Origin of the sequence: uncultured Thermosynechococcus sp., from assembly GCF_937958135.1 — a bacterium.
Taxonomy (GTDB): Bacteria; Cyanobacteriota; Cyanobacteriia; order Thermosynechococcales; family Thermosynechococcaceae; genus Thermosynechococcus.
Genome location: NZ_CALGOG010000004.1, coordinates 1 through 11,206, shown reverse-complemented (window position 1 = coordinate 11,206; position 11,206 = coordinate 1). Strand labels below are relative to the sequence as shown.

The following is an 11,206-nucleotide window of genomic DNA, read 5'->3' as shown; positions in this document are numbered from 1 at the left end:
CATACTTTTTCAGTACCGCAGGCAATGTTAGTGCTGCCACAATTCAAAAATATATTGAAGACCCACATCACCGGTGATCGCCCTAACGCTTTTCCACCCCGCACTGAAGTACGGGGCTACCAAGCTGTTTTTAGGTGTGGAGTGTGTTGTCTCCATGGGAAAAGGACTAAAAGGACTGTAATATACATTGGTTGTTTATGCGGTTGCGGCAGCGCAATGATTAAAAACGACGTCTGGATTCGGGCCATGGCTGCCCAGGGTATGATTCAGCCCTTTGAACCCGCCCTTGTGCGGCGCGTGGCGGAGCAGCCGGTGATTAGCTTTGGTCTTTCTTCCTACGGCTATGATATTCGCCTCAGCCCTAAGGAGTTTCGTATCTTTCGCCATGTGCCGGGAACAGTAGTGGATCCAAAAAACTTTAACCCGGCAAATCTGGAGTCTGTGCCTCTGCATGAGGATGCCAATGGTGCTTTTTTCATTTTGCCCGCCCATTCCTATGGCCTTGGGGTGGCCCTAGAACGCCTACAGGTGCCGGAAAATGTCACGGTGCTGTGTATTGGTAAAAGCTCCTATGCCCGCGCGGGGATTATTGCCAACTTGACACCGGCAGAAGCGGGCTGGCGTGGCCACTTGACGTTGGAATTCTCGAATTCCTCTAGTGCCGACTGTCGCATCTACGCCAATGAGGGGGTCGTGCAGTTGCTCTTTTTTGAGGGCGAACCCTGCGATGTGAGTTATGAAACACGGCGGGGCAAATACCAAGATCAGCCGGAGGCAGTTACATTGGCGCGAGTTTGAGTTAGTTGCTGCAACAGTCGCTGGGGGCCGCAGTAGCCCCATTGGTAGCCTTGCTGAAGGTAGGGATGCAGTCGGCGGCGAATTTGTTGATAGCCCCAGAAGATGACTCCCCCCTGCAGGAAGACGGTGGTATTGACTCCCCAGAGTTCACTGCCAAAGGTCAAGCCCTGCCAACTGGAGAGATAAATTGCCGCATACCACAACAAGACAAACTGACTCAGACTCGCAAAAGCCGGCAGGGGAAAGGGCAGGGCATAGACTTGGCACGCTTTGCGGATGTAGGCAAGGGTGCTGATCATCGCTAGTCCTACATCGAAAAATCCCCCCGGCAGCAGCAGGCTACCCGCCACCTGTACGGCTAACCAAGACCATGCCGACGTGTCTTGAGTGCCCAGAGCCGCTCCCAGACTCTGCTCAACTTGACTGGCTTGGTGGAGAATTCGCTGGGCACGGGCGCGGGGGGCTTCCTGTTGTAACCACTGTTGGAGAAGCTGGCGCAGTTCTGGAATGCCCTGACCCGTTGTGCTGCTCACAGCAATCCCTTCGGCCCTTGGTGGGTAGAGATCCGTCTTGGTGAAAATAAGCTTGTAGGGAATGCCAAGGGTGTTCAGGCGATCGCGGGCTTGGCATTCGACAGGAGTGAGATTTTCTTGGGTGACAAAAAGGACAAGATCGGCCGTCTCAACCACCCTCCATGCCATGTCTTCCCGCTGGCTACCGGCCACTTCATCAAGACCGGGAGTGTCTGTAAGATCGACGATTTGATCCGGACAGTGCCAGCGAACCGTTCGCGGCCATTGAGTCGTTCCAGGAATGGCGCCCACCGGAAAAATCGCTTCCCCATAGAGGGCATTCAAAAGGGCGGACTTGCCGCGGCTCACTTGACCAAGGACAACAATGTGCCATGCCCGCTGCTGGAGGCGATCGCGCAGTTCATAAAGAGACTGCCATTGGGCACTCAATTGCGGATGGTGTGCCTGATGCCACGCGATCAGCTCCTCTAGACATTTGGCCGTTACATCGAGGAGGGGGAGGCTACTCACGGCGGAAGAGCGACCAGTTAGAGGCCACCACTAAAGCAACAGCAGCAATGAGAACCACCGGTAATGGAATTACCCACTGTTGCAGGTGCAATACGGCTTCAGTGAGCAGAAAGAGGAGGATAAAGCTGGCGATCGCAATCTCCATAGGCTAGCGACGGCGAGGCGGTTCTTCTAAAAAGAGGGCCTTTTGACCATTGGGCAAGGTGGCATTCCTCAATGTCTGTACCCGTGCTAGGCGATCGCGCCCCCCCAGCACTGCATCCTTTAGCTGCGTCCCCACAAGAATCGCGCGATCCAAACGGGTGATCAGCAAACTTGCCGCCGTGAGGTTGGCATTTGTCAGATTAGCCCCTGTCAGATCCGCGTTATTGAGAATGGCACCGCTGAGGTTGCCACCGCTGAGGTTAGCACCGCGTAAATTGGCGGCATTGAGGTTGGCGCCCCGCAGATCGGCGCCCTGCAGATTCCGACCCCGCAAGTGGGCATAGCTGAGATCACAGTTGGGGCAGTTGCCCGTGCGGCGTAGCTGTTCTAAATGGGCAGGATTAGCGGCCCAAGCAGGCGCACCGATCAGGAGCAGGAAAAGGGCAGAAGCCACCTTAGCAATCATCACACTCTCTCAACGGCGTCTATAACGAACATCCTAACCTAGGCAGGCTGCACCAGATTTTCTAGACCCTCCACCACCTTGGCCGAGAGAATCTTATCCCCTTGGCGCAATTGTCGCAGAGTTTCTTGCCCCTCTACCACATAGCCAAAGACAGCATAGCGACCATCTAAAAGATTTAGCCCGGCGGGCGTCAGTTCAGGCTCAAAGAGCAAAAAGAAAAATTGCGACGAGCCGCCATTGGGATCGTCAGCGGGACGAGCCAAGGCAACGGTGCCATAGGCGGAAAAGGGGAGCACGGGGTGTTCTAGGTAACGCCCTGCATCTTCAAGGGTAGTCCCATAGAGGGGATACTTGTCGCCCTCCACCAGAATTTCAAGGGGAATAGTGCGGTATTGATTGGTTTTGGGATCAACAAAACCCACCTCCGGCCCCGGCGGATCCCCTGCTTGCAGCACGTAGGATTCCTCCGCACGGGTAAAGGGCAAGCCATCGTAGAAGTGGCGTTGCACCAAGTCCACAAAGTTGCCAGCAGTCAGAGGAGCGCTGTAGCCATCCACAACAATCGTGAGGTTGCCCTTGGTGGTTTCCATTTCCACGGTGGCACGACCCAGCAATCGCGGCAGGTTTTCATAGCCCTTGGGCGGTGTGTAGCTAAAGTGTTGTACCATCATGGCCTCCAAGTCCCCCACCTTGTCGAGGGCGGCCGCTTTGGCGGGCAAGAGTTGGCTGCGATCTTTGGCTTTGGCGGCTTCTTGGAGCGTCTCAAGGGCGGTCTCTAACTCCGCCAACAGGGCTTTGGCCGCTTCTTGCTTCTCCGCAGGAATACTGCTGAGGAGTTCATCGGCGCGATCGCGAATAATAGCTTTCGCTTTGCTGACATTGTTGGCAATTTTTGACCACTGCTTGCCCCGTACCCAAAAAGAAATTTGTTCTAGATCCTTTTGCAGTTCTCGTACCGTTGGATTGTCAATCGGTAAGGCCCAACGCAGCAATGCTTTGGGATCGGTAATGGCATTCCCCTGGGGCAAGGCAGCAATTAAGGGCTGTTCAACGGGCAGCGCGATCCCCAAGGGTGGCAGCAGGAAGGTGCCCAACCAGAAAAGAAGTATCACCAGAGGCACTGGCCAGCGTGTGCGTCGTTTCACCATTTCTTCCCATCACTGTCTCCCCTCAGTGTATCGGACGGGGCGATCGCCCTCCAAGGGAGAGCTTTTCCTTTATATTCTATGCTAGGTTAAAAATTATGAAATGATCATGAAAGATTGCTAATTATGCGTGGTCTGAGTTGGTTACTGGTGGGAGTTCTCTTGCTGGGGGGGTGTACAGCCCCTAGGCCGGAGAATCGCCAAGCAACCCCTCCAACTCAACCCAATAGGGATGAACATCCCTTAGTCCTGACCACGTTCACGGTGCTGGCGGATATGGCGCAGCAGGTGGCGGGCGATCGCCTGCGGGTGGAGTCCCTAATGAAACCGGGGACTGAAGTCCACAGCTATGAATTTACCCCCAGTGACCTTGTGCGAGGACAGCAAGCGGCTCTGATTTTAGAAAATGGCCTTGGCCTCGAACGCTGGGGCGATCGCTTCTACAGCAGTCTGCCCAATGTTCCCCGCATTACGCTTACAGAAGGCATTACCCCCATTCCCATTCAAGAGGGTGCCTACCGCGGTCAAGCCAATCCCCATGCGTGGATGTCGCCCCAAAATGCCTTGATCTATGTTGAGAACATTCGCAAAGCCCTGACAGCCCTAGATCCCGCCGGCGCCGAGACCTATGCCGCCAACGCCGCAGCCTACAAAGCCCAAATTCGCGCCCTAGATCAACAGCTACGGCAAGCCCTCACTGCCCTTCCCGCCGACAAACGCTACATCGTCACCTGTGAAGGCGCTTTTTCCTATCTTGCGCGGGACTACGACCTGAAGGAAGTGTACCTTTGGCCCCTAAACGCCGAGCAGGAGGGGACGCCCCGCCAGATGACGCGGGTGATTGACATGGTGCGGCGGAAACAGATTCCCGCGGTCTTTTGCGAAAGTACCGTCAATGCCGCTCCCCAACAACAGGTGGCACGGGAGTCTGGCGCGACATTTGCTGGCATTTTCTATGTGGATTCCCTGTCACCCCCTGAGGGCAATGCCCCCACCTACCTTGACTTGCTCAAGTACAACATCAACACCCTGATTAACGGTCTCACCGAGAGGACAGCCTCATGATTTCTAGCCCTGCCATTGATTTAGAAGAGGTGACGGTGGCCTATCATCGCCATGTCGCCCTCTATGGCGCAACGCTGCAACTGCCTGCCGGCACGATCTGTGGGGTGGTGGGCATGAATGGTGCTGGCAAATCCACCCTTTTCAAGGCAATCATGGGGTTTGTCAAGCCGATTCGAGGTCAGGTGCGCATTCATGGATTACCCCGACAACAGGTGCAACGGCAGTCCCTTGTGGCCTATGTGCCCCAAAGTGAAGATGTAGATTGGCAGTTCCCTCTGCGGGTTTGGGATGTGGTGATGATGGGGCGCTATGGCAAGATGAATTGGCTGCGCCAACCGCGAGCCAGCGATCGCCGGCGAGTACGCGAAAGCCTAGAGCAGGTGGAACTGTGGCCTTTGCGGCACCGCCAAATTGGCGAACTCTCCGGCGGCCAAAAGAAACGGATGTTCCTTGCCCGTGCCTTTGCCCAAGAAGCCCAGGTGTTGCTGTTGGATGAACCCTTTGCGGGCGTGGATGTGAAAACGGAGAAACTGATGATCGATCTCCTCATGGCGGAGCGGCAGAAAGGGCACACGATTCTCCTTTCCACCCATGATCTTTCCTCCGTGAGCACCTTTTGTGATCAGGTGGTGCTGGTAAACCGCAGCATCTTGGCCTATGGCCGCACCCGTGAGGTGTTTACGCCTGAAAATCTCGCCCGCGCCTTCGAGGGATCCTTGAGGATCCCCCCCCGCTGGGACTAACCCCGGCGAATTGGCGTGCCACAGGGATAGGTGGCGAGAGGCACTTCAGTGGGCAGCTCTTTCACCTTGTGCTGAAGTTGCGCTTGCAGATAGAGTTGCTGCAGGCGTTCCACCATTTCCTGCCGCCGATCGTAGAGTCGTTTGTGGGGACGGGGTTGACAGCGATTGAGGCAGTAGGCAGTGAGAATGGGCAGAGCAATCGTGCTATCGGTATAGCAGACCACCGCATCCCGCAGCCCTTGGGGATCCACCTTGCCCCAACTGACGGCTTCACTGGGCACGGCTCCTGAGAGGCCACCTGTATCCGGACGGGCATCGGTAATCTGGATAAAGTAATCGTGCCCCCGTTCCTCTAGCCCCAAGACTTCGTGGATTTGCGGCTGAGTTTGCAGCAGGAAGTTTTTCGGACTCCCCCCACCAATAATTAGAGCGGCACTCTTACCCTTTCCCTCGGCGGCTTCGCGGGCAAAGTAGGCAATGGCGGCGGTTTCGTTGACATCAATGGCGGGGTCAATGATTAGTTTCGAGCCTTCAAGGGCGATCGCCGCCACATTCATGCCAATGGAGCTATCGCCGGGGGACGAGGTGTAAATGGGCACGCCACACTCATAGGCCGTTGCCAGTAAACAGGAATGGGCTTGCCCCCGCTGCATTTCTAGTTCCCGAACATAGCGCCCTAGGTGGTAGTGAAACTCGGCTGTGCCCATGCGGCGTTGGAACGTTTCACTGCGCAGCACCTGCCGCAAAAAGGCATCGGTTTCAAGGAGCACATCGTAGTCAAAGATAATGTCATAGATGCGGATTTTGCTTTCCTTGCGCAGTTGCACATCATCCACAAAAGGATGCGCCGCATAGAGATCCATGCCAAGGGCATAGTGAATATCGTGGTAGAGGTTTGCCCCAGTGCTAATGATGTAATCAATGAAACCTGCGCGCACTAAAGGTGCCAAGGCTGAAATACCCAACCCCGTGGGGGTCATCGCCCCTGAGAGGCTGAGGCCAACCGTCACCTCCGGCTGGAAAACCCGCTGGCTTAGCAGTTGGCAGATTTCCCGCAAGCGTGCCGAGTTGTAGGCCGTAAAGTACTTATCAATCAGTTCTGTTAAGCTGATGTTGTCGGGAATGGGTGCAGGGGTAATGGGGGTAGCAAATGCAGACATCGGTCGTTCCTCGCAAGCTAATTCCCCAGCAGCTAGAGCCGCTCAGGCAGGAACGTTCCTCACCAGAGCATGACCTAACCCGCTGAAGGGTGTGGAGTTGGTTTGAGTTGTCAAAAACTTGAAGGGCAGTAACAGTGATTAACACGCTCAACACTTCTGATCGACCCAGTTCACACAGGGGTGAACAGTTGCAGGCCGATCAGCTCATACTCGGCCCTTCGCAATTATCCACAACCGAGAGTGCAGGGATGGCTGCTCGCCGCTGGCGCAACCCCATTTCGAGATACCAAGTGGTGATGTTGGGATAACCCATCAACGTCAATTGTTTCACTGTTGACAAGTCCCATGCCCTTAGATTACGAGATCACTATAGCACTTCGTTACCCAATTTGCCGTGCGCGTTGCCTATTATGCTTTTGCTGCTTGCTTCAGCATCTTCCTCATTCTCTACCTTTTGCGGGGAATCGGTTGGCTGACAATGCTGCCGGGGGGAATTTTCTTGAGCCTCGTCATTGCCAGCTGGTTTACAGGGCTTTGGTCGGTTTTCACATTCTTGAAACAGCGTTACTAGCCTTCTCACGGTGGATTTTTCTTTGCCGACGGATCTATTCAGGTGGGCAAACCCCTGATTTTTGCGTTGGATCCGCCGGAGTCCCTCTGGGAGCGGGTTTGAGCATTTTTAGTTACCTCGTAGAAAATAATTTACCCCCCTTGCAAGGCATCCCTCGGAACAGGGGGTTGCAATCCGCTCAGGGAGAGGCTACATTGAAGATGCTCCTGCTTCCCTTCGGGAAAGCTGATTAAATGAAAAGGAAACAACTTGCGCCAGTGACGGCAAAGTTTAGGGGTGGGGGCTGGCAGCCCCCTAGGTTAACGGCAGGATAATTAAGGGCTACTTGAGGATGCCAAAGTAGTAGGCAGCAACCAAGAAGTTAATGGCCAGTAGTAGGACTGCCCAAAAGGTACGGAACGCATAGGTGGGTTTTGCAGATTTTGTTGCCATAGTCAACATCCTTTTCTGGACAAGGGCAACCCTATTATACGCTACGGCGATCGCCTGCTCCGAATAGGTGTGGCAACATGCTATACTACGGTCATTGCGGGCAAAGCGGGAAGCGTTGAGCCTGAACAAATTTAATTCGCCGCTTCCAAGGGGGCGAAAGATTGTTAGAGTATATTTTTAAGGCCGCTGGTTCGTTATAGGAATTTTGGCTTATGTCGAGTGCATTGTCTGTTACCGATGCCACCTTTGAAGAAGAAGTATTAAATAGCGATATTCCTGTATTGGTGGATTTCTGGGCACCGTGGTGTGGGCCGTGCCGCATGGTGGCACCCGTTATTGATGAGATCGCCAATGAATATCAGGGCAGAGTTAAGGTCGTCAAAGTCAATACGGACGAAAATTCCAAGGTGGCGACCGACTTCGGCATTCGCAGCATCCCGACCCTGATGATTTTCAAGGGTGGCCAAAAGGTGGATATTCTAGTGGGTGCTGTGCCAAAAACAAAAATTGAAGCGACGCTTCAGCAGTTTCTCTAGGGTAAATTGGCCACTGCTGCTATGGTTTCGGTTGACTCAGCGATCGTCATCTATGTCAACGGCACTCCTCACACCCTGAGGCGATCGCTCACAATTCCAGAACTTTGCGATCTCCTCAACATTCATCCCCGCCTTGTTGCCATTGAATACAATGGTGAAATTTTACATCGGCAGTTTTGGGAAACTACCTCTGTGCAGGCGGGCGATCGCTTGGAAATTGTAACCATTGTCGGCGGTGGCTAATGCGCTGGTGGCGGTGGCCGCTAATTGCGCTGCTGGTTGTGCTGTGCCTCCTCAGCCTGGGGAACTGTGCTAGCCTGATTACGCCGCGCGGCAACCAGTTAGTTACTGCGGTTACCTCAGACCCGAAAACCTTTAACTACGCCCTGAGTCAGGAATCTCCCAATGTCTTTGGTTACCTCTACACAGGGTTAGTTCAAGAAAACGGCCTCACGGGTGAACTGGAACCTGCCCTTGCGGAGTCTTGGGAAATTAAGCCAGAAACCCGCGAAATTATTTTTCAACTCAAGCCAAATCTAAAGTGGTCAGACGGGGCGCCCCTCACCAGTGAAGATGTGGTCTTCACCTACAACCAGATTTATTTCAATCCAGAAATTCCCACGAGTAGCCGTGATATTCTCCGCATTGGCCAGAAAGGACTGCTGCCTGAAGTCACTGCGCAAGGCGATCGCCAAGTAACATTTAGGCTACCGGAACCCTTTGCACCGTTTCTACGCAATACCGGCTTGCCCATTTTGCCTGCGCATCTGCTGCGGGACGCGGTACGGGAACGGGATAGCCAGGGGCGCTTGAAATTTCTCTCGATGTGGGGCACAGACACAGACCCGCGGCAAATTGTCGGCAATGGTCCCTTTGTGATGGATCGCTATGTGAATAGCCAGCGGCTGATTTTTCGACGCAATCCCTTCTACTGGCGATCGCCCCTGCCCCATCTGGAACGTTTTATTTGGCAAATTGTGGAATCCACCGACACCGCCCTGCTGCAATTTCGCTCAGGCAGTCTAGATTTATTTGCCGTCACGCCGGAGATGTTCTCCCTTCTCAAGCGGGAAGAAAAGCGCGGCCAGTTTCGCATCTACAATAGTGGCCCTAGTCCCAACACCCTGTTTCTTTGCTTTAATCTCAATCGCGGTCGCCGCAATGGCAAGCCACTGGTGGATCCAGTAAAGTCCGAGTGGTTTAACGATGTGCGGTTTCGTCGAGCCGTAGCCTATGCCCTCGATCGCCAGCGGATGATTAACAACATCTACCAAGGTCTAGGCGCTCCCCAACATTCCACTATTCCAGTCCAAAGCCCCTTTTACTTCTCTCCTGAGCAGGGGCTGCCCACCTACAGCTACGATGTGGCCAAAGCCAAGGCATTACTGCAAGAAGCAGGCTTTCGCTACGACAATCAAGGACGCCTCTTTGACGCTAAGGGGAATCGTGTCCGGTTTTCCCTGATAACGAATGCGGGCAACAAAATCCGTGAGGCGATTGCGACGCAAATTCAGCAGGACTTGGGGGCGATCGGCATGCAGGTGGATTTGCAGTTTTTGGCCTTTGGCACCCTCGTGGATCGCCTCTCCAACTCCCTAGAGTGGGAAGCCCATATTCTCGGTTTTACGGGCGGTGGCAATGAACCCAACAGCGGTGCCAATATCTGGCGGGTGGATGGCCTGTTGCATACGTTCAATCAGCAGCCCGCCCCCAATCAACCGCCAATTACGGGTCGGGTTATTGCTGACTGGGAGCAGCGGATCAGTGATCTCTACATCCAAGGGGCGCAGGAGTTGGACTTGGAACGCCGTAAGCAAATTTACGCCGAAGCGCAACGACTTGCTCAGGAATATCTCCCCTTTATCTACTTGGTCAATCCCCTCTCCCTCACCGCCTTTCGCAATCATGTGGTGGGGGCAAATCCTACGGCACTGGGCGGTGCCCTGTGGAACCTCGATGAGCTTAAAGTGCAAATGGCAGCGGATTAAGCCTCTTCAGACTCCGTTGGCAGTTCGCTCGGCTTGTTTTCTGTGGCCAACTGTGCCTTGGCCTGTTGCCAGAGGGCTTCGAGTTCCTCTAGGGTGTAGGTTTCAAGGGGGCGATCAATCCTCGCCTCAATGCACTCCAAGCGTTGGATAAAGCGTTGGTAGGTCTGCTGTAGGGCGTTGATGGGATCCAGTTGGCACCAGCGGGCAAGGTTAATCACACTAAAGAGTAAATCCCCCAGTTCGGCGGTTTGTTGCTCTGCATTTCCCTGGAGGAGTGCTTCCTGAAACTCCGCTAACTCCTCATAAAATTTCTCCCATGCACCACTAATGGTTGGCCAATCTAAACCGGCGCGACTGGCTCGCTCCCCAATTTTCATACCCGCCATTAGGGGGGGGAGTGTACGGGCGTAGCGTTGCAGCTTTTGACTTAGCGGGACAGATTCCTCACTGCCTTTTTCAGAGGCTTTGATCTGCTCCCATTGGGCGCGCACCTCTTGAGGGGTGCTCAGGTGGAGGTCGCCAAAGACATGGGGATGGCGGCGGATGAGTTTATCGGTAATTCCTTGAATGACTTGGGCGAGCGTAAATTGCTTGGCTTCCTCGGCCAGTTGACTCTGGAGAACCACTTGCAGCAGCAGATCCCCCAACTCTTCGGCGATCGCCCCTTTGTCGCCCTCTTGCAGCGCATGGACAACTTCATAGGCTTCCTCCAGAACGTAGGGAATGAGACTGGTGGGTGTTTGCTGTAAATCCCAGGGGCAGCCCCGCTCAGGATGGCGCAGTTCGCGCACTACATCAATTAAGCGCTGAAATTGCACCAGGGCTTCTGGCATAGGGGGTGGCACATAGAGTTGGAGCGGGCAGGTGGCCTCCGTCAGTTCTGCCAATTCCCCCAGCGTCAGGCTCGTACTGTGGTGTTCGGCATCAATGAGTGTTAAGGGTGTTTCCAAAGGCCAGTGGCGGCGCAGGTGTTGTGCCAAGCGGTGGGCGATCGCCAGCGTCGGAATTTCTGTAATCAAGCCTCCCTGAGATAAGTCTGTTGCCTCTGCCAAAACAGTTGCCGCTGACAAAACAGTTAGGGGCATAGCCATAGGAGAAATCACTAGACGCTGGAT

14 protein-coding genes are annotated in these 11,206 nt (G+C 54.4%); 6 read left to right on the top strand and 8 right to left on the bottom strand.

Annotation, left to right across the window (positions count from 1 at the left end; genetic code table 11):
• The first annotated feature begins 216 nt into the window (after nt 1-216).
• Complete coding sequence (dcd, locus tag Q0711_RS00560; RefSeq protein ID WP_298612656.1) at nt 217-798, top strand: dCTP deaminase; 582 nt, start codon at nt 217-219, stop codon at nt 796-798.
• On the opposite strand, the gene Q0711_RS00555 is transcribed toward dcd, so the two are convergent.
• From Q0711_RS00555 to Q0711_RS00540, 4 genes are read right to left on the bottom strand one after another with little or no spacing between them, the layout of a single operon-like run.
• Entirely contained in the window at nt 765-1,841 is a 1,077-nt protein-coding gene (locus tag Q0711_RS00555; protein WP_298612659.1) for an Era-like GTP-binding protein, read from the bottom strand. The genes dcd and Q0711_RS00555 overlap by 34 nt on opposite strands.
• On the bottom strand, nt 1,834-1,986 hold the full coding sequence (locus Q0711_RS00550) for a hypothetical protein (protein WP_298612662.1): 153 nt from the start codon (nt 1,984-1,986) through the stop codon (nt 1,834-1,836). Before Q0711_RS00550 ends, Q0711_RS00555 begins: the two co-directional genes overlap by 8 nt.
• Before the next feature lie 3 nt (nt 1,987-1,989).
• A complete protein-coding gene (locus Q0711_RS00545; protein WP_298612665.1) occupies nt 1,990-2,451 on the bottom strand; it encodes a pentapeptide repeat-containing protein in 462 nt (153 codons plus the stop codon).
• 38 nt (nt 2,452-2,489) lie between these two features.
• A complete protein-coding gene (locus Q0711_RS00540; protein WP_298612669.1) occupies nt 2,490-3,599 on the bottom strand; it encodes a peptidylprolyl isomerase in 1,110 nt (369 codons plus the stop codon).
• 123 nt (nt 3,600-3,722) lie between these two features.
• Here Q0711_RS00540 and Q0711_RS00535 point away from each other — a divergent pair, with 123 nt between their 5' ends.
• Both Q0711_RS00535 and Q0711_RS00530 read left to right on the top strand, forming a co-directional pair.
• A complete protein-coding gene (locus tag Q0711_RS00535) occupies nt 3,723-4,661 on the top strand; it encodes a metal ABC transporter substrate-binding protein (RefSeq protein WP_298612672.1) in 939 nt (312 codons plus the stop codon).
• A complete protein-coding gene (locus tag Q0711_RS00530) occupies nt 4,658-5,404 on the top strand; it encodes a metal ABC transporter ATP-binding protein (protein WP_298612675.1) in 747 nt (248 codons plus the stop codon). The genes Q0711_RS00535 and Q0711_RS00530 overlap by 4 nt, the downstream gene beginning before the upstream one ends.
• Here the strand turns inward: Q0711_RS00530 and speY are convergent.
• The 3 genes from speY to Q0711_RS00515 all read right to left on the bottom strand — a co-directional run bounded on the left by speY (nt 5,401) and on the right by Q0711_RS00515 (nt 7,576).
• Nucleotides 5,401-6,564, bottom strand: a complete 1,164-nt coding sequence (speY, locus tag Q0711_RS00525) for a deoxyhypusine synthase (RefSeq protein ID WP_299041264.1) — start codon at nt 6,562-6,564, stop codon at nt 5,401-5,403. The genes Q0711_RS00530 and speY overlap by 4 nt on opposite strands.
• Before the next feature lie 199 nt (nt 6,565-6,763).
• Entirely contained in the window at nt 6,764-6,895 is a 132-nt protein-coding gene (locus Q0711_RS00520) for a hypothetical protein (protein ID WP_255451698.1), read from the bottom strand.
• 561 nt (nt 6,896-7,456) lie between these two features.
• The gene (locus tag Q0711_RS00515; RefSeq protein ID WP_366142510.1) at nt 7,457-7,576 is read right to left on the bottom strand and encodes a photosystem I protein PsaX; all 120 of its coding nucleotides are present in this window, start codon (nt 7,574-7,576) and stop codon (nt 7,457-7,459) included.
• Nucleotides 7,577-7,779: 203 nt separating this feature from the next.
• On the opposite strand from Q0711_RS00515, the gene trxA reads away from it, so the two are divergent.
• Genes trxA through Q0711_RS00500 form a run of 3 tightly spaced genes read left to right on the top strand, consistent with a single transcriptional unit; the run spans nt 7,780 to nt 10,091 of the window.
• Nucleotides 7,780-8,103 carry a thioredoxin gene (gene trxA, locus Q0711_RS00510; RefSeq protein ID WP_298612687.1) on the top strand — a complete coding sequence of 108 codons (324 nt, stop codon included), beginning with the start codon at nt 7,780-7,782 and terminating at the stop codon, nt 8,101-8,103.
• Nucleotides 8,104-8,124: 21 nt separating this feature from the next.
• Nucleotides 8,125-8,346 carry a sulfur carrier protein ThiS gene (thiS, locus tag Q0711_RS00505; protein WP_298612690.1) on the top strand — a complete coding sequence of 74 codons (222 nt, stop codon included), beginning with the start codon at nt 8,125-8,127 and terminating at the stop codon, nt 8,344-8,346.
• Nucleotides 8,346-10,091, top strand: a complete 1,746-nt coding sequence (locus Q0711_RS00500; protein ID WP_298612693.1) for an ABC transporter substrate-binding protein — start codon at nt 8,346-8,348, stop codon at nt 10,089-10,091. Before thiS ends, Q0711_RS00500 begins: the two co-directional genes overlap by 1 nt.
• Here the strand turns inward: Q0711_RS00500 and mazG are convergent.
• Nucleotides 10,088-11,206: nucleoside triphosphate pyrophosphohydrolase (gene mazG, locus Q0711_RS00495; protein WP_366519068.1), on the bottom strand; the 1,119-nt coding region annotated here is incomplete at its 5' end. The genes Q0711_RS00500 and mazG overlap by 4 nt on opposite strands.